Source organism: Pseudoalteromonas sp. HM-SA03 (assembly GCF_002289345.1).
GTDB lineage: Bacteria > Pseudomonadota > Gammaproteobacteria > Enterobacterales > Alteromonadaceae > Pseudoalteromonas.
Map to the genome: position 1 here is coordinate 25,681 of NZ_NSDG01000046.1, position 16,539 is coordinate 42,219.

Consider the following 16,539-nt stretch of genomic DNA (forward strand, 5'->3'; position numbering starts at 1 on the left):
ATTATTCCTTTACATTTGTTAGCTTTATTTTTGCCGTGAGCGCAGTCGCGATGATAATCAAGCCAAGCAAGTTGATGTTTACGGCTATGGTTTCTAGGTTCAACTGAACCGTTAATAGTAGTCCTGATGAAAATTGGATTAGCGTATCATCAACGACGACGCCAATGGACATAAGCGCGCCGAGCACCGCTGCCCAATTTAAGGCCCTGAGTTGCTTTTGATATAACTTAAACGCGACCATCAAGCATAAAAAGCTTGCTGTAAAGTCGAGGATTAACGTCAATTGCGGATGGTTAAATACACCCAGCACTGATAATACCAATCCTGCCAATCCAGCCGCAGCTACTAAGAAAGTCGTGATTTTTGAACTAATTATGTGATGAGGGAACATTGCTTTTATTATTGTTAGTTAGGTTAGCAGCAGTATAACCGCTAACCCTTTGCGTAAAAAATATTATTGTACCTTTTTCACCATTTCTTCAATATATTTGATGGCAATAAATGGATCTGTTTCATCAAACAGGTGAGATGCATATTTCATGGTAATGGGCGTAACATTATCGCCAATTTCTTGCAGCTTTATTTGGGAGTCTTTTGAAGTTTGAGTATAAACATCAACATCAGCATAACTCATACCAGTAGAGCGGATAGTCACATAAGGGATCCCACGTGACAGTATAGTAACTGGCATTTTCTGGTTGATTTTGTACATCTCTGTATGGGCAGAAGCTTCTTCAAAATCTTCTAATGAATGAGTATCTCGCTCCCAGTTGATGATCCACTCCATTATCTTCCATGCTTCTTTAGACATCTTACTTTTCATATCGTGATACCAAGACTCATGAGCGATATCAATAAGTACCATCCCTTTCACTTTTTCAGGGTTTCGGTTGGCATAGGCTCTTGCAACAAAGCCACCAAAAGAGTGAGGTACAAGTACTAAATTATCCATTTTGGTGGCTTGAGTGAATGCCTCAAGCTCTTGTGTAAGCTCCAACATAGTCCGTACTCGAGGCTTTGCAAAAGTGCTTTTTCCGGTGCCTGCTCTGTCATAAAAACATAAGCGATAGCCTTTTGGCTTTATGTTATGAATGGTGTTTTTATAGGTTTCATGAGCATCAAGGCCCATACCAGCTAGTAAAAGTGCGGTAGTCTCGCCCTCTCCTTTGCAAGCATAGGCAAGTTTGTTGCCGTTTATTTCCACATATTGATAATCGTGTTCATGAACTGATTGGTTGGCGCTGGCCACTGAACTATAAGCGACGAGTCCGAGTACTGCTGATGTTATTGTTTTCATTGTCCTTTCTCATTTTTAAGTTTTCCCAATAACATACTAATTAGTTTACTCGATAAACGCAATAAAGTTTCAGAAACTTCTGAAACTTTATTAATTCAACGTATAAATGAAATAAGCAACATAGCCCATGAACAAGATACCACCTTCTCGACAACTAAGCTTAAGGTCTAAAATAAGCAAAGGCACACAGAGCAAAGCGATATAAATAATATTGATGGTCATCGATGTAAACCGTGCGTTTTGATGGAATGTTAGCTCAAAAAGCCACGAGAGTAGAATTTACTACTCCTTGTTTACACTCACTTAATTCACGTTATAGCGCAACAAAACTAAGGGAAAGATTTGTCACTCTTGACGAGCAAAATAACTCATTAGACTGAGACTTTCTATTTGTGTCTAATGCGCAAAAATTAATTAACCTGAACTCAGGATAAAAAGTTAGTTAATCAACTAAAATATCCATGCTCAAAAGCGTAATATCGCTCTGGCCAGATGTTATGCCGAGTTCAGGTTAATTCTACCTATCACTCAGTGAGTAGCCGCCATTGATGGCGCACTGCAGGCTGAACTCTAACTTACGTTAAGGAACTTGAATGACCAAATTTACCTCTTCTGAGCAAGCACGTGAATGCTACAACGTGCGCCACTGGAGCCAAGGCTTCTTTGGTATTAATGATCAGGGAGAGGTTACTGCGATGCCGAACCAACAGCAGCCACAGCACGCCGTAACTCTGACAAACATTGCACAACAAATTAAATCTGAGGGTTATACCCTACCTGCGCTAGTGCGTTTTCCACAAATTCTAGAACAGCGTGTACATAATATTGTTGGTGCGTTTAATCAGGCGATTACTGATTACAGCTACCCAGAAGATTATTTATTGGTTTACCCAATTAAAGTAAACCAGCAAAAAGAAGTCATTGAGGGGCTTATCGCAAGCCAAGCAACCAGCGATAAAAAACAGCTTGGCTTAGAAGCTGGCAGTAAAGCTGAGTTACTTACCGTATTGGCGCTCAGTGAAAAAACCAGCGCAGTGATCGTATGTAACGGCTACAAAGACAGAGAATACGTCCGTCTTGCGCTTATCGGTGAAAAATTAGGCCATCAGGTTTATATCGTTTTAGAAAAGCGTTCTGAGCTCGACATCGTGATGGCAGAAGCCAAAGCACTAAACGTTAAACCACGTTTAGGATTGCGCGTACGTTTGGCATCACAAGGTAAAGGTAAATGGCAAGCAAGCGGCGGTGAAAAGTCCAAATTTGGTCTGTCTGCATCGCAAGTCCTTACAGTTGTTAACCAATTACAGCAAGCTGACATGCTAGACGCGCTGCAACTGGTGCACTTTCACTTAGGCTCGCAAATGGCCAATATTCGTGATGTGCGCGTTGGCGTGGGTGAAGCCGCTAGATTCTACTGCGAATTACGCCGTTTAGGTGCAAATCTGTTGAATTTAGACGTAGGTGGCGGACTTGCAGTGGATTACGATGGAACGCGTAGCCAGTCGTCTAACTCGATGAACTACAGCTTAGCTGAATATGCAAACAACATCGTTTACACCGTAGGCGATACCTGTAAGCAATACAATCAGCCAATGCCAAAGATCATCTCTGAGTCGGGTCGTGCGCTAACGGCGCATCACGCGGTATTAATCACTGATGTGATTGGCACCGAAAGCTACCAAGTAGAAGAGATAACTGCACCGGTAAGTGACGCCCCGAGACTACTACACAATATGTGGACGTCTTGGCAGGCACTCAACGAGCAGAGCGACGACCGCGCGTTGATTGAAATTTTTCATGATACGCAAGGCGACTTGGCAGAAGTACACAGCCAATTTGCGATGGGCCTATTAAGCCTTGAGCAAAGAGCATGGGCGGAGCAAGTAAATCTGCGCGTATGTTATGAGCTGAACAAGCGTATGGACAACAAAAACCGTTTCCATCGCCCAATTATTGACGAACTCAGTGCTAAGCTTGCGGATAAATTCTTTGTGAATTTCTCGCTATTTCAATCTTTGCCAGACGCTTGGGGTATTGAACAGGTATTCCCTGTACTGCCACTCAGCGGGCTAACAGAGGCACCAAAGCGCCGCGCGGTATTGCTGGATATTACCTGTGATTCTGACGGTACGGTGGAGCATTATGTGGATGGCCAAGGTATTGAAGCCACGCTACCAGTACCAGAGTTTTACAAAGATAGACCCTATTTATTGGGATTTTTCTTGGTGGGTGCATACCAAGAGATTTTAGGTGACATGCACAACCTATTTGGCGACACCCACACCGTTGTAGCCACATTAGATGACCAGGGCGAATTGTCGCTTGGTAATGTCGATGCGGGTGACACTGTTGCCGATATGATGCGTTATGTACACCTTGATGTTGAACAATTTAAGCGTAACTTTGCCAACTTAGTTGAAAGCAAACTACCGCTTGAAGAACGAGCTACCTGCCTAACAGAGCTTGAAACCGGCCTTGACGGCTATACTTATTTGGAAGATTTTTAACCCATGAGCCACTTATTCGATCACACCGATCATTCTCTGTACTCCAACGGCATGACGTTTTTACGTCAGCCAATGGTACGCAATATCACAGATATTGATGCAGACGTTGTGGTACTTGGCTTGCCATTTGACTTGGCAACCTCTGGACGCCCAGGCGCACGCTTGGGTCCAGATGCGATCCGTCGCGCATCCGTGCACTTAGCTTGGGAAAGTAAAAAATACCCTTGGTCATTTGCATTGTGGGACAAAATTAAACTTCAGGACGCTGGCGATTTCACTTACCCGGTTGGCGATCCTGAGTATTTTACTGCGCAACTCGAGCTAGCTGCTCTGCAAATTTTGCAGCAAGGCAAAACGCTATTAAGCCTAGGCGGCGATCACTTTGTGACCCTGCCATTGCTGCGTGCTCACCAGCAAATTCACGGTAAAATGGCGCTTGTACATTTTGATGCGCACACAGACACGTACAGCCAAGGCTCACGCTATGATCACGGTACTATGTTCTATCATGCTCCGATTGAAGGCCTAATAAGCCCAGAGCATTCAATGCAAATTGGCATTAGAACCGAGTACACAGAGCAAGGCCACGAGTTTGGCGTGATTGACGCTATGGCAGCAAACGACTTAAGTGCCGAAGAAATAGCAGCACAAATCAAAGCACGCGTTGGCGACTTGCCGGTGTACTTAACCTTTGATATCGACTGTCTAGACCCAGCATTCGCACCAGGCACCGGCACCCCAGTATGCGGCGGCCTAACCAGCGACAAAGTGCTGAAGATTTTACGCGCACTGCAAGGGCTAAACATGATAGGCATGGACGTAGTAGAAGTCTCCCCTTCCTACGACCAAAGCGAGCTCACTGCAATCGCCGCCGCCACCATTGCACACGAACTACTGCATCTGTGGGCTGTAAAGCATAAATAACCGAATGCGGGGTTGTACTAAGCCACCTTAACAAGGTGGCTTTTTTTGGGGTTTGGACAAGTGACTTTAGCGCCAAATTAACATTCGAAAAGCTCATCGCCGAATTCAATCTATTGTGCCGTGAGCGCTAAACTCAACTCTAACCGGAAGTATCAAACGTTGCGAATCTATAGAAAACGCTTTATTAACTGATTTTTACGGTGATCCTAAGCTCAGCAAACGGTCGCTTACCATCGCTTTCACCAGTTATTAAATCTTTACTACAGGCACTCAACAGCTTATTGATAAATTTAAGCCTTTCCGCTTTTACGTGCGACAGTTCTGCTCTAGACATGATTTTGTAAAACTGGTCAAATAAGTGCTCATCCATGTGTATAGGCCGAGGCATACAATTGGGGCTATATACCGCATCCAGAATCGCCCAAACCCTTAGAATAAAACAAGTCACGTGGACAAAGTCATCTTTCAGCGTTTCATCCGACGCCGAGTTATGTGCAATTTGTTTATTTCTAAAGTTGAGTAGTCTTGCTAATCTTGCGTCTCTTTTTTTTCCATTGACTTCAAACTGACGGTCAATAAATTCAATTTCCTCTAAAGAGACTTGTCCACTAGCTTGAATTTTTGATTTGCTCATAAACCAAATATTATACAACGAAAAGTCTGCAGACTTATGGTTGAACAATTTAGGCAAGGCAAAAATTTTGCTATTTAGTTGTTCTAAATGAGAAATTTTTAACGACGCTAATATGGTATTTCACNCTGGAGACTTAGTGCAATTGATATTATATATCGGCTTAGGGTTTGAGGATTAAGTGTCATGTCGGGGCGACGTTTTCTTGGTTCGCTCGATCGCGTCGTTTCAAAAGAATGAACGAGAAGCACGTGGATGCGCTTTGATACCAATCAAAAAAGACAATCTCAAGTTAACGTGTTCAGGTCGGTCTTGTAATTTATTTTGGTTTTTAAAGATTAAGCATGCCATCTCGCCAACAAAGCACTTGTACCAAGTATGACCCAGTGATAATTTGCACATCACAAGGAATGAAAAGGTAATCACTGTGCGTTTTAAAAACCTTCAACACAGACTTGAGACCTGAATTCACATCGCTACTTTTTTATTTGATAAACAGTCATGGAATATAAACAGCCTAAAACACTATTCGAGCGTAGGCTTGATACGCCGGATCAAAACCTTTATCTCGTCTCCATTCAGGATGATGGAACTGTGTTATCTGCGTATGGTAGATATGCACACAATTCAGGTGCCAAAACCGTATCTTGGAATGAATTTCTTCAAGGGGATATGAATTCCCTCGTGGAAAAAACAATGGGAATTGCTGTACTAAACGAAGTGCTTGAAAAATTGCGAGCGCTGCAATCATGATAAGAAAATACACTGAGGATGACATAGATACCATACTTGAAATTTGGCTGAGCGCATCCATTCAAGCACACGGGTTTATCTCAGCCGAGTTTTGGCAAGCTAATTTAGAAAATATGCGTAATATTTATCTCCCTGCTTCAGAGGTTTACGTCTACGAACTGAACTCCGACGTTGTCGGGTTTTACGCTTTACACCAAAACAGCTTAGCCGCCCTGTTTGTTAAACCAAAGCGACAGGGAAACGGCATAGGCAAACAATTGCTTACTCATGCAAAAAATCAAAGACCGATATTGACGCTTTGTGTATACAAAGAAAATCGAGCAAGCTATCAGTTTTACCTATCTCAAGACTTCAATGTTATCACTGAACAGGAAGATGAACATACAGGGTATCTAGAGTACGTGATGAGTACAAAGGTTTAGTGGGTCGAATAGCGTTTCGATTATTCGAACCTACTACACCATGATGATTATGCGCTGCTTGCAAACAGTCCAATGGCTTACAGAAAACCTGAACACGCAGGCATCACTTCTCGGCGGGTAAACCGCCTACAAGACTGTTTATATCCTCACTCAAATTGCGTTAACCACTCTTTTAACACACCATTTAACAAAGTTTGCTGCTCTTTACTCATCCCTTCAACCAATTGGGCTTGAATGGCGATATGCGGCTCAATCAGCTTTTCAATCAGGGCGAGGCCTTCGGCTGTCAATTCAACTGTTACACTGCGGCGGTCTTCTACACAATGCTCACGCTTAATAAGACCTTTTGCCGCTAGCTTATCTAAACGATTGGTCATCGCGCCAGAGGTGAGTAGCATGGTTTTAAATAGCTCTGATGGGGTTAAGCGAAATGGCTTGCCGCTGCGGCGCAAGGTAGCTAACACATCAAATTCGCCCAAATTTAAGCCGTATTGCTTATGTAGCTTTTCAACTTCGGCTTCCATATGTTTAGCTATGCGCACTAAGCGACCCATTATCGCCATGGGCGTTGTTTCTAACTGTGGTTTTTCGCGAGCCCACTGCTCTTGTACTCTATCAATCGCATCCATCAATATTTGCCCCGACAACAAACTTTGTAAAGAAATATCTTAACATAAAGATACTTTACAAAAAGTGTTTTTAGTAATATCTTACCGCAAAGTATCTCAACATAAAGATAGTTAATGTGAATATACTCCTCGCGATGATCCCTGCATTTTTATGGGGCACCACGTACGCGGTAACACAATACACCCTTGCGGACTGGCCGCCTCTTTTACTTGGCGCTATTAGAGCGCTTCCGGCTGGGCTTATTTTGCTAGCAGTTAAGCCAAGTTTGCCAAAAAAAACTGACTGGAAAATACTATGCGCCCTTGGGGCGATTAATATCGCGGCCTTTTTTAGCATGATCTTCGTGATGTCGTTAACGCTACCATCTGCCATATCGAGCGTGGGCATGGTGTCTGTGCCGGTGTTCGCCATGCTTTATCATTGGTTGGTCAATAAGCAACGCCCGGGATTGGTGCAAGCGCTATGCGGCGCGGCGCTTATTGTGTTGGCCTGGTTGCTATTTGATCCGAGTTCACTGAGTTTAAACCCTCTTGGTTTAGCGGCAATACTTGCGGCAATAACCTGTATCGTGATCGGCAGCTCAATCACTAAGTCTCTTGGTGGTCGCATGCATTGGTGGACAGTGTTAACTTGGCAACTTATTATTGGCGGCGTTATTCTCACACTCGCATCAAGCGTTCACGGTGTTATTGCACCAGCTAAGTATATTGCAGCTTTTAACAATTTCTCGATGACTAATCTCAGCGGCATATTATGGGTCGTGCTCCTGAACACCGCACTGGGTTATAGTTTGTACGTGTGGTTACTACAACGTATGTCTGTGGTGGACTTTACCTTTGGTGGTATTGCAAATCCAATTGCGGGTATTTTGACGGGGCTGGTGCTACTGGGCGAAACGTTCACGCCGCTTCAATATAGCTTAATGGCTGGCATGATTGTAATGCCGCTATTACCGCAAATTATCGTCACTACCCTACGAAACAGAGCTGTGCCAGCTAAGTGTGAGGTAAACTAATCAGTTGAGCGCATAGCAACTATGCGCTCGTTGCTTTAAATAGGCGAAATTAAAGTGCGAGTCGATAGATATATAGCGACTCGTCACCTGCTACGCCCAAATCATTGACACAGGACTCAACAAACTGGCCGCCTATTTTTTCAATGATCCGCTGGCTCGCAATATTTGACTGTAAACATTGAAACTCCACAGTTTTAATATCACTTACCTCTCGAAGCTTAACAATAACCTGTTCAAGCACTAGACCGATTAAGCCGTGACCTCTTGCCTTTTCGCCAAGCCAATAGCCGATTTCAGCGGTTTGCGTTTGCGCGTCCATATATTTAATCCCAAACACACCACAAAACTCGCAATTAAACTCAATAGCAGACCAAAGTCCGCCGACTTGGTTGTTTATACGTGTGTCGATGTATCGCTCTGCGTCAGCCTCGGTATGTAGTGTCGCAACCCACGGCAGCACGTTTTGTAAACTTGCACGACTACTTTGTACACAGTCAAATAATGGTTTTGCATGCGTCAAAGCAAGGTTTTGTAGTTTGAGATTGGCAGAAATATCTAGTTGCACGAGATGTTCAGCTCCATTTACTTACCTCTATTCAAATACAGGTCTAAAGAAGCTGCGTTCATAGCTAATTATGCAACCGGTATCTTCTGCAAATTTAATTGCAGCCTGACACTGTGCATCTTGAAACGATTCGTTGCGATACGTTTCATAGGCCGCCAAACTTGGAAAGGTGAATAATGCCAAGGCAATATTACTTGCGCCTTCCGATGGTAAAAAGTAGCCATTGTGCTGCCCACCAAAGCGATTGACGAGTGGGATCCACATTTTGGCATATTCCTCAAAGTCAGCAATTTTTGCCGGATCAACAACATATTTTAAGTAGCAAGTAACCATACAACCTTTCCTTTTTATTAAAAACACCAGTTTCATATTGCTCTACACAGCGATAGATAGCGTGCAAGATTACTTTAAGCGTTAATAACATGAAGTTAAAGTGATATGGGACTATCTGTCTCGATTAAATGCTCAAACTCCTGTTTTGAACTCAGCATAAGCTACTGACAGTAACTGACACACTAAGAGCGTATCTTAGCTGCAACTTTTAAAAAATGATGGAATTCCATGATGATCACCGTTGATTCTTTGGTGTTATATGTAAGCGATATCAAGCTTAGCGAGGCGTTTTATAGACAGCTATTCCAATGTGAGGCAGCGCAACTTTCTCCAACTTTTGTTTCTATGAAGTGTGCAAACAACATCTCCATTGCACTTAAACAAAACACAGCCCTTACACCACCAAGTTGCATTACCGGGGGCGGTTCTGAAATCTCTATTATGCAACCAAGCCAAGAGGCGTTTTTGGCTTTATACGATACATGGAAATTACTAGATATTGAGTTTGCTCAGGTCCCGCAAGCCGAGGGATATGGCGCTAGCTTTGTCGTATTAGACCCTGATAGACATCGTATTCGTGTGTTTACTAGTGATAAGGTATAGCGCTATTTCTAGCTCTATACCTTTTTTCCATCGAATATGGAGTTCAAATTTATAGCTTGTAGTGAAGACTCAAACTAATATTTCTTGGCTCACCATATGCTAGCTGCGAGTAGAAGCCGATCTGACTGTAATATTCTTTATCAAAGGCATTATCAATATTTAGTTGTACTGATAGCGCCTCATTGTGTTGGTATCTAGCCATTAAATTGATAAGTGAATAGGCAGGCTGTTCAACTCGTACATTACCTAATGGTGATTTTATGTCAGTGTAGTTTTCACCTTCCCAAGAAATACCTGCACCCAATGTAAATTGGTTATATTCAAAGGTATTGAATAGCCTAAATATTTTTCTAGGAAATCGGGTATTAACCGTATTTGATGTGCCGCTACTATCTTCAGCGGTTGCTTCGAATGCGGTATAATTGGCATTAATCTTCCAGCCATCCATGATCTGACCAACCACTTCGAGCTCGTAGCCGTCACTTTCAACGCCATCCGCTTCCTTATATGCAGCTAACTTATCAGGACGTGGAACAAAATCAGGGTCAACAACCGCTAAATTCTCTTGTTGTGTTTGAAAGTAAGTTATATTGGTATGTAACGCATCATTGAAATAAGTGCTTTTTAAACCAATTTCATAATTGATCCCAGTGAGAGGATCTAAGTAATTGTCATCAGCGTCAACCGCATTCTGCGGCTTGAAGATTTCCGTATAACTTGTATAAATCGTATGACTGTCAGTTAAACTATATAGAAACCCCGCATAGGGAATAAATACGTCATCGTCGCCATAGTCTTGTTCTTTGCCATAGGATACACCCTGCCTATTCCAACTCGCTAACCGTGCACCAACAATTGCCTTAAATTTATCGCTCAAATGTATTCGTGTCGCAGCAAAGTAACCTGTTTGCTCAGTGGTGTAATCCTGGCTGATGTATTTTTGACCCCAATCTGGCTGGTCAAATTCCCCGTTCCACTCAAAAAAGTTTGTGACCGGTTTGGCGGTTTTACTCCCCCCGCCTTCATAGCCATAATACACAAAGTCCTGATCGCTCTTTGCAGCTCCAACTACAAACTCATGTTCGCGGTCAAACAAAGAGTACATGCCTTGTAATCTGACACCAAAGTCAACCTGCTCTCTTTCATTTTCTAGCCGCGATGCAGAAGCCTTCATCCCAGCCCCCGTCACAGGGTGAGGAAGTCCAGACACCCAAAGTAAATACATGTCTGCAGTGCTGACATTTTTATTCGCATGGGCAACCAACTCCCATCCATTACTAAAGCTGTGATGTAGGTTTGCAAAAAATGTTTTGTGTGTACTGGCCCAACTACTCCATTTTGCGGCCACTGAAGCTGAACGATCAAAGTCTGTACGGCTGAGATCAGAGTTGAATATTGGCAGCCCGCCCCATTGAGAGCCTTTGGGTTCATTATCTTGAATGCTATACCCTAATCGCAGTAAGGTTGCATTCGACAAATCTGCATCAACGGTGGCATAAAAAACCTGTTTACTCTTTTTTTCATAGTCGACAAAAGAGTCGCCTTCTTGCAGCACCATAACCGTTCGACCTCGAACAGATCCGCTTTCGTTTAGCCCTGTCCCCAGATCAACACTCCCATAATAATTGTTCCAGCGCCCTAAGCGCGCAATTACCTTGCCACTAAGTTCACTCGAATTTGCATGTTTACGAACCAAGTTAATCGATGCCGACGGATCTCCTGCACCGGTCAACAACCCAGTAGCCCCTCGCACGATTTCAATACGTTCATAGAGCGCCGTATCGGTAAGCGACTCACCAGCACTCTGCGCGCCATTCCACTGTACTGGCACGCCATCAATTTGGTAGTTGTCAACATTGAAGCCTCGAGACGAAAACGCATTCCTTGAGCTATCGTAAGCTTTGGCCGAAATGCCAGACGCATTATTAATCACATCGGTTAGTGACGTTAACGCCTGATCTTCAATACTTTGCCGAGTAATAATGTTCACGGTTTGCGGGGTTTCTTGCAATGTCAGACCCAAACCTGTTGCCGTGTCTATTGGTTCATTGACCACATAACTGCCCGTCACCGCAATACGTTCAATTTCATTATCACGCGCGAGAGCTGCGCCTACTTCATGGATTGAGAAACGATTTTCGCCAACTTTAGTTGCAACAAACCCGCTTCCTTTCAAAAGAATTTCAAGTGCTTTTTCCGTCGTATAGTTTCCCTTCACTTGTATCGTTCTTTGCTCTGCTAGCGCGACACCATCTGCAGTAATGTGCTGCTGCGTTGCAGCTGACAGTTCGGTTATCGCTGTAGAAAGCGTTTGGGGTTCTATATTTAGTTGGTACGTAGTATCGCTAGCATAAACGTTCGCAGTTGCCAATATGAGTCCTGCGCTAGAAACAAATAAGCTCCGTCTACATATATTTATCGCATGCTGAAACTTATTTATTCTAAAAGTATGGCTTTTCATGGTCATCCTCTATTTTCATGTACCCATTTATATATTTCATCGTTAAGACGTCTACGAATTAGCAAACCCGTAAAAATCTTATAAAAATCCGCTTTAGCGTAACGGCGAGCATTAAGATAAGTAGTAACTGAAAGGTGTTCGTCATACTTTATGTGCGAGCAGCGAAAGTGCCACCTAAACTTAACGAGACAGTACCTCTTTACAAAAGTTTATTGCTACGGTGAGACGCTTTTCTACATTTGACAGGCTAATTGCTAACTGTGTGGCAATATCTCGTTGTTTAACACCCTTGATGGTGTACATAAAAAATATCTGCCGGGTTAACAATGGCAGCTCGTCCAGTGCCAAGTTTATGCAACGAAGCTCACACGAGCTGATATGGCACTTTGAAATATCGGCTATTTGACTATCAATACATGTCGTCATGTACGCTTTTTCATACTGGGTTCTAGCCTGTTCAGTACGGAAATAGTTAATGACTTCATTGTGGGCGGAGCGATACAGATAGGCAGTTGGATTTTCTACATTTCGCTTTGTTTTCATCTTTAACAGCTTTTCAGCAATGATTTGTAGAATGTCTGACGCTGTATCTGAGCAACCAAGCTTGCTAGTCAGAAAACGTTTTAGTGCACATTCATTGGAGGAGAGTGACTGTAATATTTCTTGTGAATACATCATTTATAAGTCAACACGCAAGTCCTTGCAAAAAAATTGCGAATGATAATAATTACCACTTATAAAAATTGCAATACTTCTGAGATATAAAGCCTAAGTGGGTGAAGGTAATCCATCACCCTTTATTTAGAAATCCTTTGTCTCAGGCTCACACCAACTGATATTCATTACCAGAATGCGGATCTGAACTGCGGATAATTTATACTTGAGTGTTGAATAACAAGGGCAAGGTCAAACTGCTTTTCGAGTTCAAGGAGAAACAGGCAGGGTGATAGTAAAACAGCTTCCAATCCCAACCTCACTTTCTACTACAAGCTCGCCACCATGCTCTTTAATAATGTCATAACTTATTGAAAGGCCTAAGCCCGTCCCGTTGCCAATGGGCTTAGTCGTAAAAAATGGGTCAAATATTTTATCTCTTATTTCTTCGGGGATCCCCACCCCATCATCTTGTATTCGGATCAGTACACGTTGTTGTTCTAAGCTTGTAGAAACTCGGATCTCTCCCTCGCTTTCCAACGCCTGAGCCGCATTGATCAGTAGATTCGTTAATACTTGAATTAGTTTACCTTGATTACCGAGCACTTGAGGGACTTCATTCAGTTGTGTGATCACATTAGCATGATATTTGAGCTTACTCTCCACCAGATTTAACGTTGTCTTAATACAGGCGTTAATATCACAAGGTTGCAATTGAATCGTATCTGCTCTTGAAAACTGTTTGAGGTCGTTCACAATCGCAGACACTCTTTGTAGCCCAGTCATCGACTCGTCAATAAGCTCAGTACAATCGCTATTAATAAAAGCAAAGTCTTTGTCTTGAATAAACTGATTAAACGCTACGAGTGTACTGGGTTCAAGTCCAAGCTGAATCGCACGCTTTGCAAGTTCGGCATAATCGCCATGATAGTGACGCATCACATCGAGATTACTCATGACAAAACCGAGCGGATTATTTATTTCATGGGCAACCCCGGCGGCTAATTGACCCACCGAGGCCATTTTTTCTGAGTGAACAAGCTGTTGCTGTGCGGCTTCAAGCTCTCTATTGGTAGCCTCAAGCTGCTGATTTTTCTGATTCAGTTTTTCAGTTCTTTGCGCCACTAATTCTTCTAGATGTTTATTTAGCTCAATCAAGTCATGCTTATATCGCTCTCGACGCTCATGCTCTTCGGCTAAGGTTTGTGATAGCTCATCAAACGCCAAAGATAGCTCTTGTAACTCATCTTTACTCTGTATTGGTTTCCATTTGAAATCAAACACACCGTTTTTGACATTCCGAGCAATAAATTTAGCTTGATTCTTCAGTATATACAGATTGGTTGTGAGATATATACCGAGAAAATAAGAGAAAATAGCAACTAACGCCATTTCAAACAGCGCGATGGAAACCGTCCAGCGTTTTACCTCTGACATAGCTCGATTTATGGTGCCAATATCTATGCCTATTTGAATGGTGCCAAACAGGGTCCCACCCTCAACAATATCAGCATGAATATCAAAAATACCGTCGGTAACTGTTTCAACTAACGTATCACCTTCAAATGTACGTTCTTTTAAGCGCTCGTTACCTGCAAAAGAAAGAGTTTGGTTTTCACCATCGATGACTTTAACGTAAAGGATATCTGGGTTACTTAATAACTCATTGGTAAAAGCATCCAGTGTGGCCAAATCGTATGACAGCACCGCATCTTTGGTCGCACTCGCAAACAGGCTTGCGGTTGTCGTTGCGCGTTTATTCATGGCGTCATTTGCAGACTCCATCATAAAATCAATCACTACAAATATGAGCGCACTCAACAACACCGCTTCAATAATAGCGGTGCCAATCATGGTTTTGAGTCTTAACGATAGCCTTTTCATTCAGTTGTGGGGCTTCTTAATAGTCCGCGTACTAATTGCCAACTAAGGTTTCTAATTCTAATGCTTTTACGTCTTGCCAGTCCTCGTTCGACGCCGCCATAATGCCTTTGAAGTTCACGGCTTCGAGTAGCCTAATGCCCTCTTCACTCAGTTCAAGAGAAGTCAATGCCTCAACTAATCTTCGCCTTGCATCTTCTGGCATTGTTTTTTTAACGGCAAATGCATGGGGCGTATAACCTTTTGTCATCCAGAGAATGTCAAGTTGCGATTTAATTTTGGGGTCAGCATTGTTGAAAGTACGCATAACACCACCGCCCGCTTTGACAAATCCTCTCGACACGTTGAGATAAACAGAATCATGGGAAGAGACATACCTTGGCGTAAATTCAATACCTTGTTTCACAAGTTCACCACGGGGCAAAATGCTTGCAGCGAATGCAGCAGGAGCCGGAAAAGCAAGCGTCTCTCCTCGCAACTGCGATAAGTCAGTAATACCCGTTCCCTTTTTAACCACTATGACCCCTTTGATCATTTTATCTCTTTGCTTGGCGATAGCTTGATAACCTACCCGCTCATTAAACACAACAAAGTGATAGGGGTTCATGTATGCCACATCATACTCTTGCTGCAGCACGCGGGCTTCAAAGGTTGGTATATCTTTAGCGGTTTTAAACGTGTAGTTATCTCCGGTTTTATCACTGAGATAATCGAGAATAGGCAGCCAATTTTTGGCTAACTTATTTGCAGACTGCTGCGGCACAAAGGCGAAGGTATAATCACCACTCAAACATAAAGCGGGAGACAAAATGAAACTCATCAACAGGATTTTTATCATCGCGTCACCACCTAGCAATAAACACTTTTCGAATAAGGACTTAAGTTCCACAAAAGTATAGATCAATATTAAAAAACGGCTTATTTGCTCATTGATAAAAGTGCCTGTCCTTTATCTTGTGTCGTCCTTATCTTATGTCCTTATCTTTGTTGGCCTTGATATTTTGTAACGCGCTTGCCAGCCAAATAGTAAACTGGTGAACAATCGCCGAACTCTTGCGATAAGTCGTTTGCCTGAGCCAATAACCATAGCCTGAAAATTCCTCCATTGTCGTGCGTTTACTTAACCACCCCTGTATTACTGTTGACTCAGCTAATACATCGCTCAATAGTGCCAGCCCTTGCCCGGCCACAGCCGCCTGCAAGACAAAGTGTTCTTGCTCAAAATAACGCAAGTCATAATGGCTTTCGTCAATGTGCGCTCGCCAAGGAATATTTTCAAGCCCCGTTTCGTCTTGCCAATGGGTAAGAAATAGTACAGGTTTACCTTGGTCTGGCACCCGATAATTTGGGCTAGCATAAAGCCCAATTTTCTCGGTAATCAGGTGAATTTCATTGGAGTTCGGATCCGCTTTGCCATAACGCAGGGCGATATCGATATGCTTCTCTTTATTTAAATCAATGAGTTGATCGCTCGCGCATATTGTGACGGTTTGGTTTGGGAAAGCATGATTAATGGCAGCCATATTCGGAGCAAGCCAAAGTGCAGCAAATGAATTACAACATGAAATAAGCAAATCATTCTTTTGCTCGGTAAACTCAATAAACGCATTATCAAGCATATTGAGTGAATCAATACACACCTTTGCCAGTGTCTGTCCTTGTAATGTTAATTGCACTGCTCGCGTTTTTCGCTCAAAAAGCTGAACCCTTAACTGTGATTCCAGTGATTTTATCTGATGTGACACTGCCGTAGGCGTAACATTAAGTACCCGCGCCGCATCTTTAAAGCTCAAGTAATGTGCAGCAACTGCAAAGGTTTTTATGTTATTCAAAGACGGTAAATGTGTGAACATAGCAAACCTA

Annotated in this window: 17 protein-coding genes; 6 read left to right on the forward strand and 11 right to left on the reverse strand. The window is 42.8% G+C overall.

Annotated elements, in window-relative coordinates; translation table 11 throughout:
• Nucleotide 1: 1 nt before the first annotated feature.
• Together CKO50_RS08825 and CKO50_RS08830 are read right to left on the reverse strand one after the other, a co-directional pair.
• Nucleotides 2–391 (reverse strand): hypothetical protein, encoded by a 390-nt coding sequence (locus CKO50_RS08825; protein WP_095727856.1) that lies wholly within the window; start codon nucleotides 389–391, stop codon nucleotides 2–4.
• Between the two features lie 63 nt (nucleotides 392–454).
• Nucleotides 455–1,297 carry an alpha/beta fold hydrolase gene (locus CKO50_RS08830; protein ID WP_045989462.1) on the reverse strand — a complete coding sequence of 281 codons (843 nt, stop codon included), beginning with the start codon at nucleotides 1,295–1,297 and terminating at the stop codon, nucleotides 455–457.
• 593 nt (nucleotides 1,298–1,890) lie between these two features.
• Between CKO50_RS08830 and speA the strand changes: the two genes are divergently transcribed.
• Together speA and speB are read left to right on the forward strand one after the other, a co-directional pair.
• A complete protein-coding gene (speA, locus tag CKO50_RS08840; RefSeq protein WP_095727857.1) occupies nucleotides 1,891–3,804 on the forward strand; it encodes a biosynthetic arginine decarboxylase in 1,914 nt (637 codons plus the stop codon).
• Nucleotides 3,805–3,807: 3 nt separating this feature from the next.
• Nucleotides 3,808–4,728: an agmatinase gene (speB, locus tag CKO50_RS08845; RefSeq protein WP_010604538.1), complete on the forward strand. Its 921-nt coding sequence runs from the start codon at nucleotides 3,808–3,810 to the stop codon at nucleotides 4,726–4,728.
• Between the two features lie 184 nt (nucleotides 4,729–4,912).
• On the opposite strand, the gene CKO50_RS08850 is transcribed toward speB, so the two are convergent.
• Nucleotides 4,913–5,362 carry a hypothetical protein gene (locus CKO50_RS08850; RefSeq protein ID WP_141240132.1) on the reverse strand — a complete coding sequence of 150 codons (450 nt, stop codon included), beginning with the start codon at nucleotides 5,360–5,362 and terminating at the stop codon, nucleotides 4,913–4,915.
• A 498-nt stretch (nucleotides 5,363–5,860) separates the two neighbouring features.
• On the opposite strand from CKO50_RS08850, the gene CKO50_RS08855 reads away from it, so the two are divergent.
• The gene (locus tag CKO50_RS08855; protein ID WP_095727859.1) at nucleotides 5,861–6,112 is read left to right on the forward strand and encodes a hypothetical protein; all 252 of its coding nucleotides are present in this window, start codon (nucleotides 5,861–5,863) and stop codon (nucleotides 6,110–6,112) included.
• The gene (locus CKO50_RS08860) at nucleotides 6,109–6,534 is read left to right on the forward strand and encodes a GNAT family N-acetyltransferase (RefSeq protein WP_095727860.1); all 426 of its coding nucleotides are present in this window, start codon (nucleotides 6,109–6,111) and stop codon (nucleotides 6,532–6,534) included. Before CKO50_RS08855 ends, CKO50_RS08860 begins: the two co-directional genes overlap by 4 nt.
• Before the next feature lie 146 nt (nucleotides 6,535–6,680).
• Here CKO50_RS08860 and CKO50_RS08865 read toward each other — a convergent pair whose 3' ends face one another.
• Nucleotides 6,681–7,163 carry a MarR family winged helix-turn-helix transcriptional regulator gene (locus tag CKO50_RS08865; protein ID WP_095727861.1) on the reverse strand — a complete coding sequence of 161 codons (483 nt, stop codon included), beginning with the start codon at nucleotides 7,161–7,163 and terminating at the stop codon, nucleotides 6,681–6,683.
• Nucleotides 7,164–7,279: 116 nt separating this feature from the next.
• Here CKO50_RS08865 and CKO50_RS08870 point away from each other — a divergent pair, with 116 nt between their 5' ends.
• On the forward strand, nucleotides 7,280–8,179 hold the full coding sequence (locus tag CKO50_RS08870) for a DMT family transporter (RefSeq protein WP_176474635.1): 900 nt from the start codon (nucleotides 7,280–7,282) through the stop codon (nucleotides 8,177–8,179).
• A gap of 49 nt (nucleotides 8,180–8,228) precedes the next feature.
• Here the strand turns inward: CKO50_RS08870 and CKO50_RS08875 are convergent, their stop codons facing one another.
• Together CKO50_RS08875 and CKO50_RS08880 are read right to left on the reverse strand one after the other, a co-directional pair.
• Complete coding sequence (locus CKO50_RS08875; RefSeq protein WP_095727863.1) at nucleotides 8,229–8,744, reverse strand: GNAT family N-acetyltransferase; 516 nt, start codon at nucleotides 8,742–8,744, stop codon at nucleotides 8,229–8,231.
• 27 nt (nucleotides 8,745–8,771) lie between these two features.
• Entirely contained in the window at nucleotides 8,772–9,077 is a 306-nt protein-coding gene (locus CKO50_RS08880; protein ID WP_010604531.1) for an NIPSNAP family protein, read from the reverse strand.
• Between the two features lie 228 nt (nucleotides 9,078–9,305).
• On the opposite strand from CKO50_RS08880, the gene CKO50_RS08885 reads away from it, so the two are divergent.
• Nucleotides 9,306–9,680, forward strand: a complete 375-nt coding sequence (locus tag CKO50_RS08885) for a VOC family protein (protein ID WP_255229506.1) — start codon at nucleotides 9,306–9,308, stop codon at nucleotides 9,678–9,680.
• 49 nt (nucleotides 9,681–9,729) lie between these two features.
• On the opposite strand, the gene CKO50_RS08890 is transcribed toward CKO50_RS08885, so the two are convergent.
• The 5 genes from CKO50_RS08890 to CKO50_RS08910 all read right to left on the reverse strand — a co-directional run bounded on the left by CKO50_RS08890 (nucleotide 9,730) and on the right by CKO50_RS08910 (nucleotide 16,529).
• Nucleotides 9,730–12,141, reverse strand: a complete 2,412-nt coding sequence (locus CKO50_RS08890; protein ID WP_095727865.1) for a TonB-dependent receptor — start codon at nucleotides 12,139–12,141, stop codon at nucleotides 9,730–9,732.
• Between the two features lie 180 nt (nucleotides 12,142–12,321).
• Nucleotides 12,322–12,819 carry an RNA polymerase sigma factor gene (locus CKO50_RS08895; RefSeq protein ID WP_095727866.1) on the reverse strand — a complete coding sequence of 166 codons (498 nt, stop codon included), beginning with the start codon at nucleotides 12,817–12,819 and terminating at the stop codon, nucleotides 12,322–12,324.
• Nucleotides 12,820–13,065: 246 nt separating this feature from the next.
• Nucleotides 13,066–14,679, reverse strand: a complete 1,614-nt coding sequence (locus CKO50_RS08900; RefSeq protein ID WP_255229507.1) for a sensor histidine kinase — start codon at nucleotides 14,677–14,679, stop codon at nucleotides 13,066–13,068.
• Between the two features lie 31 nt (nucleotides 14,680–14,710).
• Nucleotides 14,711–15,514: a PhnD/SsuA/transferrin family substrate-binding protein gene (locus tag CKO50_RS08905; protein WP_095727867.1), complete on the reverse strand. Its 804-nt coding sequence runs from the start codon at nucleotides 15,512–15,514 to the stop codon at nucleotides 14,711–14,713.
• 127 nt (nucleotides 15,515–15,641) lie between these two features.
• Nucleotides 15,642–16,529, reverse strand: coding sequence for a LysR family transcriptional regulator (locus CKO50_RS08910; RefSeq protein ID WP_095727868.1), 888 nt, complete (start codon nucleotides 16,527–16,529; stop codon nucleotides 15,642–15,644).
• Nucleotides 16,530–16,539: the final 10 nt, after the last annotated feature.

What these genes read in the sequence shown, in the direction of transcription:
- CKO50_RS08910 (WP_095727868.1), bottom strand. Translation starts at nt 16,529, where the DNA reads ATGTTCACACATTTACCGTCTTTGAATAACATAAAAACCTTTGCAGTT.
- speA (WP_095727857.1), top strand. Translation starts at nt 1,891, where the DNA reads ATGACCAAATTTACCTCTTCTGAGCAAGCACGTGAATGCTACAACGTG.
- CKO50_RS08885 (WP_255229506.1), top strand. Translation starts at nt 9,306, where the DNA reads ATGATGATCACCGTTGATTCTTTGGTGTTATATGTAAGCGATATCAAG.
- CKO50_RS08830 (WP_045989462.1), bottom strand. Translation starts at nt 1,297, where the DNA reads ATGAAAACAATAACATCAGCAGTACTCGGACTCGTCGCTTATAGTTCA.
- CKO50_RS08890 (WP_095727865.1), bottom strand. Translation starts at nt 12,141, where the DNA reads ATGAAAAGCCATACTTTTAGAATAAATAAGTTTCAGCATGCGATAAAT.
- CKO50_RS08905 (WP_095727867.1), bottom strand. Translation starts at nt 15,514, where the DNA reads ATGATAAAAATCCTGTTGATGAGTTTCATTTTGTCTCCCGCTTTATGT.
- CKO50_RS08825 (WP_095727856.1), bottom strand. Translation starts at nt 391, where the DNA reads ATGTTCCCTCATCACATAATTAGTTCAAAAATCACGACTTTCTTAGTA.
- CKO50_RS08850 (WP_141240132.1), bottom strand. Translation starts at nt 5,362, where the DNA reads ATGAGCAAATCAAAAATTCAAGCTAGTGGACAAGTCTCTTTAGAGGAA.
- CKO50_RS08900 (WP_255229507.1), bottom strand. Translation starts at nt 14,679, where the DNA reads ATGAAAAGGCTATCGTTAAGACTCAAAACCATGATTGGCACCGCTATT.
- CKO50_RS08865 (WP_095727861.1), bottom strand. Translation starts at nt 7,163, where the DNA reads ATGGATGCGATTGATAGAGTACAAGAGCAGTGGGCTCGCGAAAAACCA.
- CKO50_RS08855 (WP_095727859.1), top strand. Translation starts at nt 5,861, where the DNA reads ATGGAATATAAACAGCCTAAAACACTATTCGAGCGTAGGCTTGATACG.
- CKO50_RS08880 (WP_010604531.1), bottom strand. Translation starts at nt 9,077, where the DNA reads ATGGTTACTTGCTACTTAAAATATGTTGTTGATCCGGCAAAAATTGCT.
- speB (WP_010604538.1), top strand. Translation starts at nt 3,808, where the DNA reads ATGAGCCACTTATTCGATCACACCGATCATTCTCTGTACTCCAACGGC.
- CKO50_RS08895 (WP_095727866.1), bottom strand. Translation starts at nt 12,819, where the DNA reads ATGATGTATTCACAAGAAATATTACAGTCACTCTCCTCCAATGAATGT.
- CKO50_RS08860 (WP_095727860.1), top strand. Translation starts at nt 6,109, where the DNA reads ATGATAAGAAAATACACTGAGGATGACATAGATACCATACTTGAAATT.